This is a genomic window from Pseudomonas sp. LJDD11, from assembly GCF_024584215.1.
Classification (GTDB): Bacteria; Pseudomonadota; Gammaproteobacteria; order Pseudomonadales; family Pseudomonadaceae; genus Aquipseudomonas.
This window is the reverse complement of the sequence record NZ_JANJFL010000018.1, coordinates 63,440-81,646: the sequence shown is the minus strand read 5'-3', so window position 1 is coordinate 81,646 and position 18,207 is coordinate 63,440. Positions and strand designations below refer to the sequence as shown.

Sequence of the window (18,207 nt, the reverse complement as noted above, 5' to 3'; positions counted from 1 at the left end):
CCGAATATTCGCCGGGTTGATTCCTCACGCGAGAACAGCTTCATGAGCACACCCCTGATCTTCATCGATGGCGACCAAGGCACCACCGGGCTGCAAATCCAGCAGCGTCTGCAAGGGCGCACCGGCCTGCAGTTGCTGACCCTGCCAGCCGAGCGGCGCAAAGACCCGCTGCTGCGTGCCGAGGCCCTGAATGCTTGCGACATCGCCATTTTATGCCTGCCGGATGACGCCGCCCGCGACGCCGTCGCGATGATTGAAAACCCTGCGGTACGAGTGATTGATGCCAGCTCTGCGCACCGCACCAGCGCCGGCTGGACCTATGGCTTTGCCCAGATGCACGCCGGGCAGGCCGAACAGATTGCCAAGGCCCGGCGCGTTAGCAACCCTGGCTGCTACCCCACCGGGGCGATTGGCTTGTTGCGGCCGTTGCTGGATGCCGGCCTGCTGCCTGCCGATTACCCGCTCAGTATTAATGCCGTGTCGGGCTACTCCGGCAAAGGCCGCGCCGGCATCGAGCAGTACGAGGGCGCACATGCCGCCGACGCGCCGGCCTTTCAGGTTTATGGATTGGGCCTGACGCACAAGCACGTACCGGAAATCCAGCAGCACAGCGGGCTGAACCAACGGCCGCTGTTCATCCCGGCCTACGGCGCTTTCCGCCAAGGGATCGTGCTCACCGTGCCGCTGCAGCTGCGGCTGCTGCCCTCGCGGCAGGCGAACCAACGCACCCGCGCCGCCGATCTGCACGCCTGCCTGGCGCAGCATTACGCTGCCAGCGACTACGTGCAGGTGATGCCGCTGCAACAGTCTGCGGCACTGAGCCACCTCGACCCACAGGCGCTCAATGGCACCGATGCGCTGCGCCTGATGGTTTTCGAACATGACGAGCACGCCTTGCTGGCAGCAGTGTTCGACAACCTCGGCAAAGGCGCAGCGGGTGCCGCGGTACAGAATCTGGATCTGATGCTCAGCGGCGCAGCGGCTCAGGAGCCTCCCGTGCGATTAAACGCCCTACGCACGTGACCCGGATAGCGAATCGTCAGTCAACCCATCTCGGCGCGCTGTCTGGCCCGGCACTTTCGGGCTGCGCGCGGTGGGTTCTGGCTTTCTCTTTTTGGACGCAACAATGAACAAGACTCTGGCTTCGTCACTTTTCACCTTGGGCCTGCTGGCCAGTCCAAGTGCCTGGGCAGACGGCCCGCTGCTGTGGCATGACGAAAGCATCACTTACCTGTACGGCAAGAACTTCAAGATCGACCCGGCGATCCAGCAGACCATCACCCTGGAACATGCCAGCGCCTGGACCTGGGGCGATCTGTTTGTGTTTGTCGATAACATCTGGTTCAACGGTGCGAAGTCGGGCAACGGCAACCACACAATGTACGGCGAGATCAGCCCGCGCCTGAGCGCCGGCAAGCTGTTCGACACCGACCTGTCATTCGGCCCGATCAAGGACGTGCTGCTGGCCAGCACCTGGGAGTTCGGCGATGACGATGTGGATGCTTACCTGCTGGGTCCGGGTTTCGACCTGGCGGTTCCCGGCTTTGACTATTTCCAGCTGAACTTCTACTACCGCCAGCCTGACGGTGACCGGGTGCGTGCCGGTGCCTGGCAGATCACCCCGGCCTGGTCGTACACCCTGCCATTGGGTAACTCGAACCTGGTGATCGACGGCTTCATCGACTGGGTGGTCAATAACAAGTCCAGCAGCGGCGGCAAGCAGAGCGACTACCACGCCAACCTGCACTTCAACCCGCAGATCAAGTACGACCTGGGCAAGAGCCTGGGTTACGAGGCCAAGCATCTGTATGTCGGCGTGGAGTACGACTACTGGTCCGACAAATACGGGATCAAAGACAGCCAGGTGTTTGCGACTGACCAGAACACCACCAGCCTGCTGGTCAAGTACCACTTCTGATCCCAAAGTGTGCTTTAAATAGGCGACCTTGACCGCGAAAAGGCCGGGCCAGACCCAACACAGGTAGCGCCCGGAAAATGGCCTTCGCGACCAAGCTCGCTGCTACGCCATTTCAAGCCCTGAGCTAAAACGCCACGACGCGCCGACACGGATAATTTTTCTTCGCGCCGGCTCGTCAATGCGCTATCAATAGGCCATCAAAAAATGGCAAATTGGTGCTTGCGCCGCCAGTGCAGGCAGCGTCAATCACGGTATCAGGGAGTAACCGCATCATGGACGTCCGCCGCTCGATCCGCTTGCCTTTATTGGGCCTGGCCTTGTTTGCCGGTCTGGCCCAGGCTCATGGCCCCACTCATAACCACGATCAGGAGCCCGCGACTGAAGGCCCGATCAGCCGTTTCAACGCTGACAAGACCACCACTTGGGACAACGTACTGGCCGGCTGTGTCAACCCCAAGGATCTGCAAAAGAGCTACCTGCTCTCAGGGCTGGGTGGCACGCGCTACCCGCTGGTCACCGCCACAGAGGGCGAGCGGGTCGGGGCCTTTTACAGTCAGGGCATGGCCTTGCAATATGGCTTCAACTTCGCCGAGGCGACCCGTGCCTTCTATCAGGCCAGCCTGCTCGACAAGGGGTCGGTGATGCCGTATTGGGGCATCGCGCTGTCGGCCAACTCCAATATCAACAGCAACGCAACGGGCGGCTGTAACCTGCTGGCCTGGCGAGCCGCGCTCAAAGCCCAGGAAAACGCCGGGCAGCGGCTCGAAGACAAAACGCTGCAAGAGCGCTTCGGGCGCGAGCAATTGCAGCGCGAATACGACTACACCAATGCCTTTCTCAAGCTCTATCGCGTGGAAGGTAATGATGTGGTCTTCGACGACCAGACCAAGCAAGCCTACGCCCAGGCCATGCAAGAGCTTGCCAACAAATACCCCGGCGATCTGGATGCCGCGACCCTGCACGCTGATGCCCTGCTCAACCTGACGCCATGGCAATGGTGGAAAGGCAATGCCGCCTCTGCCGCCGGGGTCGAGCCTACCGATGCCGCCGCCAAAGCCTTGCAGATTCTCAACAAGGTGTTGATAGAGGATCAGCAGCACACCGGCGCCAACCACTTCTACATTCACGCCATCGAAGAGTCGCCGTTCTCCGACAGCGGCCTGCCCATGGCAGAGCGTTTCCGCACCCAGAACCCGGCCATCGGCCATCTGGTGCACATGGCCTCGCACATCTACCAGCGTACCGGCAACAACAACCTGGCCAGCGTCACCAACTACACCGCCGTGGCGGTAGACCGCGCCTATGTTGCCCAGGCCAACCCGCAAAGCCCCTATGCCCTGCACTATCTGGGGCACAACATCCACTTTCTGACCTGGACCTTGTCCATCGAGGGTCGCCAGAACGAGACCCTCGAGATGGTCGAAGAGCTGGTGGACAACACCACAGAATTCGCTGCACTGCCGTTTCTGTGCAAAGAATTCAAAGATGAAATCCAGGTCAAGTCGGACTACTTCTACGCCGTGCCTTACTACTTCAGCGTGCGCTTCCAGGACTGGCAGGCACGTGATCGCATCGAGAAGAAGATCAATACCGGCCTGGCAACCATCAACCAGACCTGCAAAGCCGAAGACCCCGAATGGAAGGATTTGACCGCGCCCTACACCCAGACCATGCGCGCCTATGCCAGCACCTATGAACAACTGTCGCGGCCGGGGCTGAGCGAGGCAGATGCGCAGAAGCTGCTCAGCGCCTGGTTGCAGCAGGTCAATGACACGCTGACCGAAGACTTCAAGAAAACCGCTAAACCGCTGGCGTACGGCAACAATGCAGCGATCGACCTGTTGCGCATTGCCAACCTGATCTTGCTCAACCAGGCCCAGGCCAGCGTCAAAGCCGAGCTGAATCTGCAGGATCTTAAAGAGGCCAGCGCCAAGGCGGCCGGCACACAAGCCAAAGCCCTGGCCGATGACATCGCCAGCCTGACCGGCAACAAGGGTGAGCAGATACTGGCTGCCTGGACCAAGGCCGTCGCGGTGCAGGACAGCCTGAACTACAACGAACCGCCTGACTGGTACTACACCCTGCGCGAGTCGCTGGGGTACGCCCAACTGGAGCTGCAAAAATACGCCGAGGCCGAGCAGAGCTTCCGCGACGATCTGATCAATAACCGGCTCAGTGGCCGCTCCCTCAACGGCCTCAAGCTCAGCCTGGAGAAACAGGGTAAGCCGGTGCCGGCTCTGCTGGACGAACAATTGAGCACGGCCTGGCGCAACGCCACGATCAGTGCGGCGCCGCTGGCGAACTAAGGCACGCACGCGCAGGCCGCTGCTGGCCTGCGCGTGGTGACCGGTAAAATGCCTAACCCCTGTCAGTCTTCTGCAAGCCCGGCGCTTCAATCGTCGGGGCCTTGCCGTTGTCCAGCGCAGCGATCTCGCGCTTGGCCGTAGCCAGATCAAAGGCGTTGTCCCACTTGGCAATCGCGATGGTGCCGATGCCATTGCCAATCAGGTTGGTCACGGCCCGCGCCTCATTGAGGAAGCGGTCGATTCCCAACAACAGCACCAGCCCCACCAGTGGAATGGTGTGAATGGTGGTCAGGGTTGCGGCCAGGGTCACAAAACCCGCACCGGCGACACCCGCCGAGCCTTTCGAGGTCAGCAGCAGTACACCCAGCAGGACGCACTGGTCCATGACCGTCAGCGGCGTGTTGGTGGCTTGGGCAACGAAAATCGCGGCCATGGTCAGGTAGATGCAGGTGCCATCGGCGTTGAAGGTAAAGCCGGTGGGCAACACCATGCCGACCACCGATTTCTGGCAACCGAGTTTTTCCAGCTTGGCCATCATCCGCGGCAGCACCGACTCAGTGGAACAGGTGCCGAGCACGATCAGGATTTCATCCTTGAAGTAGCGCAGGAACTGCATCAACGGCAGGCCAGACCAGCGCGCCACCGCGCCGAGAATGATCAGGATGAACAGCAAGGTGGTGACATACAGCGCGATCAGCAGTTGCCCCAGCGACAGCAAGGTGCCGATACCGTACTTGCCTATGGTGAACGCCATACCTGCACCAGCACCGATAGGTGCCAGGCGCATGACCATCGCCACGATTTTGAACAACCCTTGCAGCAACAGATCAATGATGTTGATCAACGGTTTGGCGACCGGCCCCATCTGCACCAGCGCCACGCCCATCAGCACCGACAGCAGGATCACCTGCAGCATCGAACCTTTGGCGAAAGCATCGACAAAGGTGTTGGGAATAATGCCAAGGAAGAAGTCCACCGTACCGCCCTGCTCATGCGCGACCTGGGTGTACTTGCTGATGGTGCTGCCATCGAGCTTGCTGGAGTCAATATTCATGCCCTCGCCGGGCTTGAGGATATTGACCACCACCAGGCCGATGACCAGGGCAATGGTAGAGAGGATTTCAAAGTAGATCAGCGCTTTGACACCAATGCGCCCGACCTCCTTGATGCTGCCCATCTTGGCCATACCAACCACCACCGTGCCGAAGATGATCGGCGCCAGCAGCATCTTGATCAGCTTGATGAAACCATCGGCCAGCGGTTGCAGTTTGGCGCCGAAGCCAGGTTCGAAGTAACCCAGCAGACCACCGATGACGATGCCGATCAGCACCTGCACATAGAGCTGGCTGTACCAGCGGGAACCGGACTTTTCCATGTTGTCGCACCTCGTCTTGTTCTTGTTGGGAGGGCATGCAGAAGGGCACCTCTAAAAACTACCTGCGTGGCCATCGCGTTGTTGAAATCAGGCTCAAAATGCTCATTTACAACCCGTAAAATCCGCTTTCTCGCCTGATTTCGCCTAGCGCTGCCTGCCTCGCCTACGTTTTTAGAGGCACCCCGGCAGCGGCCGCCACACCAGACGGCCGCTGCGGGGCATCAACGTTCGCCCAGCTCGCGCATCACCTCATAGAGCGCGGCCTTGGCTTCGAAACCCACCCCCGGAATGTCCGGCAGGCCGACGTAGCCGTTTTCGACGCGGATGCCGTCGGCAAAGCCGCCAAACGGCTGGAACACGTCCGGGTAGGACTCGTTACCGCCCAGGTGCAGACCGGCAGCAATGTTCAGCGACATCTGATGCCCGCCGTGCGGCACCACGCGCCGCGACGACCAGCCCAGCTCCTGCATCACGTCGAGGGTGCGCAGGTACTCCACCAAGCCGTAAGACAGTGCGCAGTCGAACTGCACGAAGTCGCGGTCCGGGCGCATGCCGCCGTGGCGCAGCAGGTTGCGCGCATCCTGGTGGGAGAACAGGTTCTCGCCGGTGGCCATCGGCAGGTCATAGTGGTTGGCCAGTTCGGCTTGCAGGGCGTAGTCCAGCGGGTCACCGGCTTCCTCATACCAGAACAGGTCGTATGGCTTGAGCGCTTCGGCGTAGGCAATCGCGGTTTTCAGATCGAAGCGGCCGTTGGCGTCTACCGCCAGGCGCTTGCCGCTGCCGACCACATCCAGCACCGCTTCGATGCGCGACAAATCTTCGGCCAGCGGCACGGCGCCGATTTTCATCTTCACCACGTCGTAGCCACGGTCCAGATAGCTCTGCATTTCGGCCTTGAGCTGGGTGTGGTCCTTACCGGGGTAGTAGTAACCGCCGGCGGCGTAGACCCAGACCTTGTCGTCGGCTACGCCATTGCGGTAACGGTCGGCCAGCAGCCGGTACAGCGGCTTGCCTTCGATCTTGGCTACCGCGTCCCAGACCGCCATGTCGATGGTGCCCACCGCCACCGAGCGCTCACCATGACCGCCGGGCTTCTCGTTGGTCATCAGGGTTTTCCAGATGGCGAACGGGTCGAGGTTGTCGTTGGCCTCATCAATCAGCGATTCGGGGCTGGCTTCGCTGATCCGCGCCAGGAAGCGGTCGCGCATCAGCGCGCCCTGACCATAACGGCCATTGGAGTTGAAGCCGTAACCGATCACCGGCTTGCCGTCGCGGATCACATCGGTGACCACCGCGACCACCGAGCAGGTCATCTTCGAAAAGTCGATGTAAGCGTTGGCAATGGGCGAGGCAATGGAAACGGTTTTTTCGCGGATATCAACGATGCGCATGGCGCTGTCCTCTTGTTGTGTTGAGCACAACGTTAGGCGCATCCCGCCGTGGCGAATAATGCCGTTATCGCGCCGGGCAATGCCGAAACAGCATTGCCCAAACTTGGATGGGTACGACATATTTGCTTTAGGCGTGCTATAACGGTTCACCCCCATGCACAGGCAGCATCACCATGGAACTGGTCTGGCTCGAAGACTTCATTGCCCTGGCCGAACACGGCGGCTTTATTCGCGCAGCGCAAACCCGGCATGTGACCCAACCGGCATTCAGCCGACGCATTCGTGCGCTGGAGCAATGGATGGGGGTCGAGCTGTTCCAGCGTTCGGCCCAGGGCGCAACCCTGACCCCGGCCGGCGAGCATGTGCTGGCCAGTGTTCAGGATGCCGCAGCACGCCTGTACCGCATCCGCGAAGAAGCCCGTGAGGTGGCCGGCACGGCGGCCAAGAGTCTCCGGTTCTCGGCGACCCATTCGTTGTCGTTCACGTTTTTTCCGAAATGGATCCGCCAGCTCGGGCGTGGCGCCCCGATTGAGGCGGTGCGCCTGCAGTCCGACAGCATGGCCGAGTGTGAGCGGCTGCTGATGCACGGTCAGGTGCAGTTTCTGATCAGCCATCGGCACCCGCAGGTGCCACCGAAGCTGCCGCCGGGCCAGTACCTGAGCAAGGCCATCGGTGAGGACAGCCTGATTCCGCTGATGGGCGCCGACGCCGGGTTCAGCGCCGACCTGCAAACTCTGCCCTACCTGGCTTACAGCAAAGAGTCGGGGCTGGGGCGGATCATCGACCATCACCTGCAAGACAAGGCCGGTTACCTGCACCTGCAACCCTCGTTCAGCAGTCATCTGGCCGCGGTGCTCACCTCCATGGCGCTTGAAAACAAAGGCGTGGCCTGGCTGCCCAACAGCCTCACCGAGCAGGAGCGCGCCGACGGCAAGCTGGTGCGGGCGCTGGATGACAGCTGGGACATTCCGCTGCAAATCCACCTGACCCGCCCGCTGGCACCCTTGCCGCCGTTTGCCGAAGCGTTCTGGGCCGGGCTGGACTGAACAGTTTTCAGTTACCTGATCGGCCCAGTCGCTTGGCCACTGGTCTATAACCCGAATGGATGCACCAGCGGCCGGTGCCGCTCAATCTTCACCGGCGCCTCGGCCAGCGGCCATTGGGCCAGGGGCTCGTACTTACCCTTGTAGGACTCATACAGCACGAACTCTCGGGCGCTCAGGTGAAACTCGGTGCCCAACGGCGCCTCCGGCACCTCGCCACGGTAGTCGCGCAGCAGGGTCACGTGGGGCTGAAACTCGCGAGGGTCGACGGCAAAGCCCAATGGCAGCATGGCCTGCTGCAGTTCATAGACCCAACGCAAAAAGGCCGCTTGCGGGTACTCCGGCACCAGCACCAGGGCCTGGCTGCGCCGCCAGACCTGCAGTTGGTCGAGCACAATCGACGGCGACGCAGCCAGCGGGCGCAAGCGCGCAGCCGCCTCGGTGATCGCTGGCAGCTGTGACACGCCGACATCGCCCAGAAACATCAGGGTCAGGTGAAAATTCGCCGCCGGTACCGGACGGCCGCCGCGCAGTTTCAAGTCCGAGCGCCAGCGTGAAATGGCCTTGGTTTGCGCACCATCGCAAGGCAAGGCGAAGAACAACCGCTTGAAGGGCTCGTTGGGGGTGAAGTCGTTGCTGCTCATCGGGCGTTCCTCCATGCAGTAATCGGTACCAACATACCCTATTGCGATGGAGGGTTGCCAAGCGGTTGAAGTTCACAGAATTGAACGCCGGTGAACGGAGAACGCGACTCAAGCCCGATAGTGTTCGGTTAAACGCTGCACACTTCTATCGGAGCTACCTTGGTATGGGCGGCACTCCGACGAAGAGCCCGACAAAGCCACCAACGATGCAATGCAGCGAATGTACCGCCGCCTTCGCGAGCAAGCTCGCGCCTACAGGCCTTGCCACTCCTGCACCAGCAACTCAACCAGTTCGCGGGCCGGCAGCTCGCGGGCCAGCGGTGCGCCCTGCCCGGCCCAATGCGCAGCAAACTCATCGCTGCCGGCCCTGGCCGCTGCGCCATTGAGCTGCTTGGCCGCATCATAGGCCAGCGGATAAGCCGCAGGCTGCACACCGCCCCGCTCGGCATGCTCGATAAACCGATTGACGATGCCCCGCGCCGGACGCCCGGACAGCGTGGCGGTCAGGCGGGTCACAGCCGCGCGCGGGCTTTTCAGATTGGCGCGATAACCCTGGTTGGCCGCCGACTCGGGGCAGAGGATAAAAGCCGTACCCAGTTGCGCGGCAGCCGCCCCTAGATCCAGCGCAGCCCGAATCCCCTGGCCGTCCATGATGCCGCCAGCGGCAATGATCGGCAGGTCGATGTGCTTGACCAGCAGCCGCACCAGCACCGAAGTGCTCAACCGCTCATCAACCGCCTGCGGGTCGAACATCCCGCGGTGCCCGCCGGCCTCGATGCCTTGAGCAACGATGCCATCAAAGCCCAGCTGTTGGATCTGCAGTGCCTCGGGCAGATTGGTGGCACTGGCCAATGTGTAAATCCCGGCCTGTTTGAACGCTTGCAGTTGCGCCCCAGACGGCAGGCCGAAATGAAAACTGACCACCGCCGGGCGTGTGTCGAGCAACATCTCGAACAGTTGATCATCGGCGGCAAAGCTCTTGTAAATCTCTGCCAAGGCTGCCGGCGGCTCGGCTGCAAATTCATCGAACAATGGCTGCAAGTGCCTGAGCCAGGCCTGCTCGCGCGCAGCATCGCGCACGGCGGGCGCATGACAGAACACATTGACGTTGAATGGCCGGTCGGTCAGTGCCTGGGTCTGCTCGATCATCTGCCGGGCCTGGGCCACCGTGCTGGCGCCGATGCCCAACGAGCCCAGCGCACCTGCATTCGATACCGCCGCTGCCAGTTCAGGCGTGGCAACTCCGGCCATGGGTGCCTGGATGATCGGATGGGTGCCCAGCCGGGCAGTAAATGCGTTAGCAAAACTCATGATCGGCTCCACCGGATGCTCAAGTAAAACGGCGATTGATAATTATCATATTGAGAATAATATAATCACATTATTCTTCAATGGTGAATTTAATTGGATCTGGAAAGCCTGCGCATTTTCGACGCTGTGGCCGCCGAGCTGAGCATCACTCGCGCCGCCGCGCGCCTGGGTCGAGCGGCCTCGAATGTCACCACGCGCATCCAGCAACTGGAAGCAGAGCTTGCCACCGAGCTGTTCATTCGCAGTGGTAAACGCATCGCGCTGTCGCCGGCCGGCCAGCAGTTCCTGAGCTACGCCCGGCGCATGCTGGCGCTGGAGGATGAAGCACGGCAGATGCTCAACGGCAGCGCCGAGGGCGGCAGCCTGCGGGTCGGCAGCATGGAAAGCACCGCCGCCAGTCGCTTGCCTGAGCCGCTGGCCGCCTACAGCCTGGCTTATCCGCAGACCCGTTTACTGATCAGCACCGGCCCCTCGGTGGTGCTGCTCGAGCAGTTGCGTCAGGGCTTGCTCGACTGTGCGTTCGTGGCCTTGCCCGAAGATTTGAACGATGAACTGGCGATGGCCACCAGCGGCTTGCAAGGCATGCAACTCTGGCAAGAACAACTGCTGCTCCTGCTGCCAGCCAGCGAGGCTGAAGTGCAAAAACCTGCTCAGGTACGCACTCGCACCTTGGCGGCGTTCAAATCCGGTTGCACGTATCGGGCGCTGGCCGAGCAGGCGCTGCAAACGGCCAATGATCCGCGCTGGCAGTTTCAGGAATTGGGCTCTTATCACGCCATGCTGGCCTGTGTGGCCGCAGGTGCGGCGGTGACGGTGCTGCCGCGCAGCGTCTTGCAACTGTGCCAATACCCGGTGCAGTTGCCGACTCTGGACCTCGGCAGCCGCACGACCTGGCTGGTGTGGCGACGGGGCTATGCCACACCGGCATTTGAACGTTTTGCCGAAATAATTCGGCACCATGCAGGAGCGGCTTCAGCCGCGAACAGAGTGCAACCGCTTCATGACTAGGGTCGCGAAAGCGCTGTATCAGTCTTCGCAGAACCTCAACCGGTTACCGAACGGGTCATGCACTTCCAGCAGCCGCCCCCAGGCCTGCTCGACGATTTGCGGGCGTCCGTAGCCGTATTGCTTGGCGTGCAGCTCATCGCGCAGCGCCTCGACACCCTGCATCGGAATGAAAATGGTCGCGCCGGGGCTGGCATCGCCATGGTGTTCGGACAAGTGCAGTTGCAGGCCATCGCGTACGATACCCAGGTACAGCGGCAGGCCTGGCTCGAAGCGGTGTTCGAACTCGACACTGAAACCCAGGAAATCCAGATAGAACTCCCGCGCCTTGGCTTCGTCGAAGCTGCGCAGGATCGGGATTGGTTTGGCGAAGCTGATCGCGGCCGGTGCAGACTGCTCGGGCAGCCGCGCTGCCGCAACATTCCAGTCCTTGTAACCCAACTGTTGGGCGACCAGTTCCAGCGCGGCGCTATGCGAAAGTACGCTATCGGGCAACGCAGCGCGCAAGCGCTTGGCCATTTGTTTGGCCTGTTCAATGGTGATCATCACAGCTCTCCGGTCAAGGCAGTCCGGTGCCCGCATTGCCAAGCCTCGACGCTTGAAAGCAGCGATAGGGTTGGGTGTGTACAGCGATGCTTTCACCTTCCTGGCCGGTAGAAGACGCAGGGCGAGCGGCGGGCAGCATCAGGCCGGTGCTGATGCTACACCTTGCCAGACGTGCGGGGAACCCGCCGTGGCACCGGCCCTGACCTTTCGCTTTACAGCCCGATGCCCTACCATGCCGCTCGCCGGTTTCCACCAGGAATTAATAGGGAATCCGTCGCTCATCAGGTAGCTCGGCCATCTGACCCGCGAACCGGAACTGCCCCCGCAACTGTAGGTGCCGAGCCTGCTCCACGATGCCACTGGGTCACACGATCCGGGAAGGCCGGAGCCGGGCCAGGACGCGCCAGTCAGGAGACCTGCCGGCAAAAAATCAACCAACCGGCGGGGTGTCCGGGATGGACATCCGCGCCCGGCTCCGGGTGCAGCCCTGTGCTTATGGGGCTTATCGATGCCTGTCCGGGCGCCTGCCTTTGTGCAGCTTCGACAGGAGTACCGCAGCATGCTCGCTCGCCTTATCACCCTGGCCGCCACGTTCAGCCTTGCCGGTCTGGCCCAGGCCGCCGCCACCCAGTACCCGTTGACCATCGATAACTGTGGCAAGCCACAGACTTTCGCCCAGGCTCCCGAGCGCGCCGTCACCATCGGCCAGGCCGGCACGGAAATTCTTTATTCGCTGGGGCTGGGCGACAAACTGGTGGGCACCTCGTTGTGGTTCAACAATGTGCTGCCGGAGTTCAAGGCGCAGAACGACAAGGTCGAGCGCCTGGCCGACAACGATCCGAGCTTCGAGGCGGTGATCGGCAAGCGGCCGCAACTGCTGACCGTGCAGTTCGAGTGGATGGTCGGCCCCCAAGGGGTGGTCGGCACCCGCGAGCAATTCAGCGACCTGAAGATCCCCACCTACCTGCTACCTTCGGACTGTGAGGGCAAGGACAACCTGGTCGGCGCCGACGGCACCCGCACGCAAAACTTCCAGATCGACACCATCTATAAAAGCGTCAGCCAGTTGGCCGAGATTTTCGATGTGCAGGAGCGTGGCCAGCAGTTGAACACCGAGCTGAAGGGACGCCTGGACAACGCCACCCGTCAACTGGCCGGCAAGGACCTGAGCAACACCAGTGCGGTGTTCTGGTTCTCCAGCGCTGACCTGGAAATCGACCCGTACGTCGCCGGTCGCCAGGGTGTTGCCGACTTCATGCTGCAGACCCTGGGCGTGCGCAACGTGGTCGAGTCCAGTGAAGAATGGCCAACCGTGGGCTGGGAAACCCTGGCCAAGGCCAACCCGACCTGGATCATCATTGCGCGCATGGACCGTCGGCGTTTCCCGGCGGATGACTTCCAGAAAAAGCTGGAGTTTCTCCACAAAGACCCGGTGACCAAAAACATGGATGCGGTGAAGAACAACCGCATCATCATCCTCGACGCTGACGCCATGCAGGCTGGTGTGCGCCTGTTCCGTGGCCTGGAAACCCTGGCCAGCGCGTTTGCCAGTGGCAAGGCCGAACAGCCATGAGACGTTTGGCCTGCTGGCTGCTGCTCGGTATCGCACTGCCAGCGACAGCAGAAGTCTGGGAAGTCAAAATGCTCACCCGTGGCGCCGAGGGCGCCATGGTCTATGAACCGGATCACCTGCACATCGCTGCCGGTGACACGGTGCGCTTCCTGCCCACCCAGAGCGGCCATAACGCGGCCAGCCTGACGGGCCTGCTACCGCAGGGCGCCGATGCCTTCAAAAGCCCGTTGAACAAGCCGTTCGAACACACTTTCAGCGTGCCGGGCCTGTACGGCGTGCAGTGCATTCCGCATCTGGCGATGGGCATGGTCATGCTGATTCAGGTGGGTGAAGCAAATAGCCAGGCGGGTCTGCCAGATGACCTGCCGGCGCGGGCCAAAGAGCGTTTTGCTACGCAACTGCAGAATTTGCGGGCTTCACGCTAAGTTGGTGGACGCGCCATTGCATTCGTCGGCTGAGCCGACTCCCACCGGGCCGCGCCGCCCTTAACTGATCGGCATTATCCCGTAGGAGCGGCTTTAGCCGCGAAGGCTTCCCGGCTAAAGCGGATCGCCGCCCGGCCGGTCATTCAGGCCGTTTAAGCAGGCAGGTATCCATGATCCAGCCATTGGCTGCCCTGGCCTGCTCACGCAGCCGCTCAATGTCTTGAACCACATCATGCAGCTTGCCTGAAACGAGGATTTCATCTTCCGTGCCCAGGTAAGCGCCCCAGTAGACCTCCAGATCCTGGTCAACCAGGCTGTGCAAGCCATTCCCGGCATCGAGCATCACCACCACACTGTCGACATTATCGGCAAAGCCTTCGGCCACAAGCCGCCCGGGGGTGATCGCGATCGAGCGACCTATATTGTTGAGTGCCACCTTGTGCTGTGCGGCCAGGGCCTGGACGCTGCTGATGCCGGGAATCACCTGATAATCCAGCGCGTGACGCCCGCTCCGGCTGATGGCCTCGATGATACGGATCGTGCTGTCATACAACGACGGATCGCCCCAGACCAGAAACGCCCCGCACTGCCCGTCTTGCAGCTCTTCGTCAATCAGCCGCTCGAAGACCAACTGTTTGGCCGCATTGAGTTCAGCGACGCTCTGCCGGTAATCCTCAGCGTCACCTGCCCGTGACGGGCTCGGCGCTTCGACCATGCGGTAGTCACGGTCCTTGATGTAACGCTCGCAGATGTCCCGCCGCAGCTGATTGAGCTTGCCCTTGCTCAGGCCTTTATCCATCAGGAAGAACACATCCACCTGATTCAGCGCGTTAACGGCCTGGACAGTGAGGTAGTCCGGGTTGCCGGCACCGATGCCAATGATCAGGATGGTTTTCATGACACCTCCAGCCAGCACAACCACCGGAACCTTTGGGCTTCAAGCGGCCACGCTTAGGCCGCGCAGCTCTGTGCCGGGGTCGCGGTGACAGACTCTGGCCAGTTGAGCGCCTTGGCCAGCACGGCAACCTCAGCGCACTTTTGCACGGCGCTGGCCAGCCCGCCGTGCCGTCCGGCATCAGGCAGGCCATCACCGGCTGCGGCGGCCGGACCGTGCAGCAACGAGCACGATGGCGCGACCCACAGGCGTTCACCAAGCCTTTCGTGAGCATGGCGCAACAGCGCCAGCGCCCGGTCCAGATCGCAGCGTTGCGGCTGGCGAGCGTCGACCAGCCCCAGCGACAGGATCTTGTATGCCGGCAAGCGGTCGAGAATCACCGGGTAACGGGCCGGGGCACAGGCCAGGTCGATGTGCAGGCCATCGACCGGTAATCCGGCGGCCAGGCCAAGGTTGTCTTCCAGGCCACCGAAATAAGTGGCGACCAGCTTCTTCAGCGGTTCGCGCTGCAGCAGGTTGTAGACGCGCTCATAGGCATTTTTCCACTCCTGCGGCAGGTCGAGCACCAGGATCGGCTCATCGATCTGCACCCACTCGACACCCTGGGCAGCCAGGCGCTGAAAGATCTGGCCATACAGCGGCAGCAGGCGGTCGACCAGTTCCAGTTTGTTGAACGCCTGGTCCTTGGCCTTGCCCAGCCACAGGTAAGTCAGCGGGCCGATCACCACCGGTTTGACCGCATACCCCAGCGCATGGGCTTCGTCGACTTCTTCGAACAACTGCTCCCAGCTCAGGGAAAACGCTTGATCGGCGCTGAACTCAGGGACCAGATAGTGCTCCTGAGTGTCAAACCACCGGCTCATGTCGTCGGCAGTGGCGTCACGGGCCATGCTGAACAACGTCTGTAACGTCGGCCTGAATTCGCCTTTGCTACGTACATGCGGCGCGACCACGCCGAACATCAGCGAGTGGCTCAGCACCTGGTCGTACCAGGCGAAATCACCCACCGGCAACAGCTCGATACCGGCCCCCTTTTGCATTTGCCAGTGCGCGCTACGCAACGCTCGGCCTTTGGCACGCAACCCGGCTTCGTCGAGCTCGCCGTTACAGAAGGCCTCACGCGCCTTGTTCAGTTCATGGTCGCGGCCAGAGCGCGGAAAACCCAGATTATGTGCCAGGGCCATGGTGCAATCCTTCGGTGCAGATATTCGATGGCCAATTGTCGGCAAGCGCAGCGACTGAGACAAACTCATATAATTTGAGATGAACTAGAGTTTTTCTCATATTCGCATTTATCCCCTGCTCAATCGCCGCTTGGCCGTTCTCGCCATGTCGCTCTCAGACAACAGGCACCCACGCCACCAGTCGACAATAAGCGCCTTGACCTACCGGTAGCGACATGATGATCAGCCTCAAGCAGGCCCTTAACGAGCAGCCTTTCGTTTGCCTCGTCGAATTCGTGCCCAAGCCCACCGCGAAAAGCTTCGAATCGTTCGAGACGCTGATGCAGCGCGGCGATTTCTGCGGCTGGCCGTTGCTCGGCACGATTGCCGACCGGGTCGGCAGCCGTTTCGACCTGACGCCGCTGGATGCCTACAGCCGCCTGTCGCGTCCGGTGCCGGCGCTGGTGCATTTTTCCGGCAAGGACCGCGAGCGCGCTGACCTACTCGGTCAGCTCGAACGCATCGACAATCTGGGTCTTGAGCAGTTGTTCATCGTCACCGGCGACCGGCTGCCCGGCCATGAGCCGGGCCAGCAGCCGGTGCGTTACCTGGAATCGGTATCGGCCTTGATGATCGCCCGGCAGGCGCGCCCGCACTGGCTGCTGGGCGCGGCGCTGAACCCGTTCAAGTACCGCGAAGAAGAAAGCGGCGCGCAGTATTTCAAGGCTGAGAAAAAGCTCAAGGCCGGTGCGGATTTTCTCAGCCTGCAACTGGGCTTCGATGCGCAAAAGCATCTCGAAGCCCTGGCCTGGATGCGCCGCCAACCCTCGCCCAAGCCAATGCTGGCCTGTGTCATGGCCTTGACGGCAGGCCGGGCCAGAATGCTCGAGCATGTGGCCGGGACGGTGGTCAGCCCCTCGATGCTGGAGGCGGTGAACGCCGAGGCCGAAGTCTCGAAAGCGTTCGCTCAACAGCGCAGTATCAGCCGCCTGGGGTTGCAGATTGTCGGCCTGAAACTGATGGGCTATGCCGCAGTGGAGCTCTCTGGCGTACACGACGCCACGCAAATGCACGCGCTGGAGCAGGCGGTCAACGACTGGCAGGCGCAGATTACCGACCTTGAACAATGGTCCAGCGCCTGGCAGGCCAGTTGGCAGATGCCGGGGCTGGCACCGGTGAGCTTTCAGCCGGCCGGCGAAACCTGGCAACCGGGTCAATCGCAGGCCAGAGCCAGCAACAAAGAGCAGCTGCGTTACCACCTGATGGACGCCCTGCATCACCAGCTATTCAGCCGCACCACCTGGCTGAGCCGGGCATTTGGCTGGGCCGTGCGGCGGCCAGTGTGCGCGACGGCGGGTGGTGCGCGCCTGTTGCACCGCCTGGAGCGCAGTGCCAAACGCCCTATGGTTGGCTGCGATAGCTGTGGCCGCTGCCGCCTGCAAGACACCCTCTACGTGTGCCCCGAGACTTGCCCCAAAGGCCTGGCCAACGGGCCGTGCGGCGGCACAAAGCTCAACCGCTGCGAGTTTGGCGACCGCGAATGCATCCACAGCATCAAGTACCGCATCGCCAAGACCGTGCAGCAAACCGACGTGCTGAGCGACCGGCTGCTTGCCTGCATCCCGGTCGAGACCCGGCATCGCAGCTCCTGGCCGCAGTGGTTTGAGGATGCAGTGCCCTCGGTGCAAAGCCCCCAGTTGATAGAAACCCGGCGCTCGCAAGAGCCGGTCGACGCTCCGGTTGCTAGCAAATAAAGCGGTACATTCGCAGCAAATGCTGTGACTTTACCGGCCTCTTCACGACCAAGGTCGTTCCCACCTCAATTCTAATCTGAAATAAGGTGGGAACGACCTTGGTCGTGAAGGGGCCGGGCCAGACACTAAAGATTTAGATGGTCACTAGCCCCCTCACCCCGTGCGCCTCCATGTGCTCGCCCCGGCCCTGCTGGACAATCTCACCGCGCGACATGACCAGATACTGGTCGGCCAGCTCGGCGGCAAAGTCGTAGAACTGCTCGACCAGCACAATGGCCATGTCGCCCCGCTCGGCCAGGCGCTTGATGACTGCGCCGATCTCCTTGATCACCGATGGCTGGATGCCTTCGGTGGGCTCGTCGAGGATCAACAGCCGAGGGCGGCTGGCCAGGGCACGGCCGATGGCCAGTTGCTGTTGCTGGCCGCCAGACAAATCACCGCCACGGCGCTGCTTCATTTGCAGCAGCACCGGGAACAGTTCGTAGATAAAGGCCGGGACTTCTTTCGCCTCACTGCCGGGAAAACGCGACAGGCCCATCAACAGGTTTTCCTCGACCGTCAGCCGGGCGAAGATTTCCCGGCCCTGCGGCACATAGGCAATCCCGGCCTGGACTCGCTGGTGCGGTTTGAGGCTGTTGATGTTCTGCCCCTCCCATTGCACCGCGCCTTCGCGGGCTGGCAACAGACCCATCAGCACCTTGAGCAGGGTAGTTTTGCCGACGCCGTTGCGGCCCAGCAGGCAGGTCACTTCGCCGACGTTGGCCTGGAACGACAGGCCGCGCAGGATATGGCTGCCGCCGTAGTATTGATGCAAGTCGCTTACTTGGAGCATGTGGATTCCTCGAAATTGCAGCGGCA

General features: G+C 61.7%; 15 protein-coding genes, 1 pseudogene and 1 riboswitch. Of the genes and pseudogenes, 8 read left to right on the top strand and 8 right to left on the bottom strand.

From position 1 onward, the window contains the following. Positions 1 to 42: 42 nt before the first annotated feature. The 3 genes from argC to NRB16_RS19620 all read left to right on the top strand — a co-directional run bounded on the left by argC (position 43) and on the right by NRB16_RS19620 (position 4,224). Positions 43 to 1,023, top strand: a complete 981-nt coding sequence (gene argC, locus NRB16_RS19630) for an N-acetyl-gamma-glutamyl-phosphate reductase (RefSeq protein WP_257106726.1) — start codon at positions 43 to 45, stop codon at positions 1,021 to 1,023. 103 nt (positions 1,024 to 1,126) lie between these two features. Further along, the gene (locus NRB16_RS19625) at positions 1,127 to 1,918 is read left to right on the top strand and encodes an outer membrane protein OmpK (protein WP_045491809.1); all 792 of its coding nucleotides are present in this window, start codon (positions 1,127 to 1,129) and stop codon (positions 1,916 to 1,918) included. 272 nt (positions 1,919 to 2,190) lie between these two features. Further along, the gene (locus NRB16_RS19620) at positions 2,191 to 4,224 is read left to right on the top strand and encodes a hypothetical protein (protein ID WP_257106725.1); all 2,034 of its coding nucleotides are present in this window, start codon (positions 2,191 to 2,193) and stop codon (positions 4,222 to 4,224) included. Positions 4,225 to 4,276: 52 nt separating this feature from the next. On the opposite strand, the gene dctA is transcribed toward NRB16_RS19620, so the two are convergent. Further along, a complete protein-coding gene (gene dctA / locus NRB16_RS19615) occupies positions 4,277 to 5,599 on the bottom strand; it encodes a C4-dicarboxylate transporter DctA (RefSeq protein ID WP_257106724.1) in 1,323 nt (440 codons plus the stop codon). A 221-nt stretch (positions 5,600 to 5,820) separates the two neighbouring features. Further along, positions 5,821 to 6,990 carry a mandelate racemase/muconate lactonizing enzyme family protein gene (locus NRB16_RS19610; protein ID WP_045491811.1) on the bottom strand — a complete coding sequence of 390 codons (1,170 nt, stop codon included), beginning with the start codon at positions 6,988 to 6,990 and terminating at the stop codon, positions 5,821 to 5,823. A 173-nt stretch (positions 6,991 to 7,163) separates the two neighbouring features. Here NRB16_RS19610 and NRB16_RS19605 point away from each other — a divergent pair, with 173 nt between their 5' ends. Further along, complete coding sequence (locus tag NRB16_RS19605) at positions 7,164 to 8,036, top strand: LysR family transcriptional regulator (RefSeq protein WP_045491812.1); 873 nt, start codon at positions 7,164 to 7,166, stop codon at positions 8,034 to 8,036. Between the two features lie 44 nt (positions 8,037 to 8,080). On the opposite strand, the gene thpR is transcribed toward NRB16_RS19605, so the two are convergent. Continuing rightward, complete coding sequence (thpR, locus tag NRB16_RS19600) at positions 8,081 to 8,677, bottom strand: RNA 2',3'-cyclic phosphodiesterase (RefSeq protein WP_045491813.1); 597 nt, start codon at positions 8,675 to 8,677, stop codon at positions 8,081 to 8,083. Between the two features lie 252 nt (positions 8,678 to 8,929). Continuing rightward, positions 8,930 to 9,988: a nitronate monooxygenase family protein gene (locus NRB16_RS19595; protein WP_257106723.1), complete on the bottom strand. Its 1,059-nt coding sequence runs from the start codon at positions 9,986 to 9,988 to the stop codon at positions 8,930 to 8,932. Positions 9,989 to 10,081: 93 nt separating this feature from the next. Between NRB16_RS19595 and NRB16_RS19590 the strand changes: the two genes are divergently transcribed. Next, on the top strand, positions 10,082 to 10,996 hold the full coding sequence (locus NRB16_RS19590) for a LysR substrate-binding domain-containing protein (protein ID WP_257106722.1): 915 nt from the start codon (positions 10,082 to 10,084) through the stop codon (positions 10,994 to 10,996). Positions 10,997 to 11,014: 18 nt separating this feature from the next. On the opposite strand, the gene NRB16_RS19585 is transcribed toward NRB16_RS19590, so the two are convergent. Continuing rightward, positions 11,015 to 11,539, bottom strand: a complete 525-nt coding sequence (locus tag NRB16_RS19585; RefSeq protein ID WP_045491816.1) for a glyoxalase superfamily protein — start codon at positions 11,537 to 11,539, stop codon at positions 11,015 to 11,017. A 226-nt stretch (positions 11,540 to 11,765) separates the two neighbouring features. Further along, positions 11,766 to 11,978: riboswitch (cobalamin riboswitch) on the top strand. Between the two features lie 120 nt (positions 11,979 to 12,098). On the opposite strand from NRB16_RS19585, the gene NRB16_RS19580 reads away from it, so the two are divergent. Then, complete coding sequence (locus NRB16_RS19580; protein ID WP_045491817.1) at positions 12,099 to 13,112, top strand: ABC transporter substrate-binding protein; 1,014 nt, start codon at positions 12,099 to 12,101, stop codon at positions 13,110 to 13,112. Then, positions 13,109 to 13,537, top strand: coding sequence for a pseudoazurin (locus NRB16_RS19575; protein ID WP_045491818.1), 429 nt, complete (start codon positions 13,109 to 13,111; stop codon positions 13,535 to 13,537). The genes NRB16_RS19580 and NRB16_RS19575 overlap by 4 nt, the downstream gene beginning before the upstream one ends. Before the next feature lie 139 nt (positions 13,538 to 13,676). Here NRB16_RS19575 and cobF read toward each other — a convergent pair whose 3' ends face one another. Then, positions 13,677 to 14,435 (bottom strand): precorrin-6A synthase (deacetylating), encoded by a 759-nt coding sequence (cobF, locus tag NRB16_RS19570; RefSeq protein WP_045491819.1) that lies wholly within the window; start codon positions 14,433 to 14,435, stop codon positions 13,677 to 13,679. 71 nt (positions 14,436 to 14,506) lie between these two features. After that, positions 14,507 to 15,616 (bottom strand): annotated as a pseudogene (locus NRB16_RS19565) (5-methyltetrahydropteroyltriglutamate--homocysteine S-methyltransferase); the annotation flags it as partial. A 218-nt stretch (positions 15,617 to 15,834) separates the two neighbouring features. Between NRB16_RS19565 and NRB16_RS19560 the strand changes: the two are divergent. Beyond that, on the top strand, positions 15,835 to 17,349 hold the full coding sequence (locus tag NRB16_RS19560; RefSeq protein ID WP_257106757.1) for a methylenetetrahydrofolate reductase C-terminal domain-containing protein: 1,515 nt from the start codon (positions 15,835 to 15,837) through the stop codon (positions 17,347 to 17,349). Positions 17,350 to 17,482: 133 nt separating this feature from the next. On the opposite strand, the gene urtE is transcribed toward NRB16_RS19560, so the two are convergent. Further along, entirely contained in the window at positions 17,483 to 18,181 is a 699-nt protein-coding gene (gene urtE / locus NRB16_RS19555) for an urea ABC transporter ATP-binding subunit UrtE (RefSeq protein WP_045491821.1), read from the bottom strand. Positions 18,182 to 18,207 lie beyond the last annotated feature (26 nt).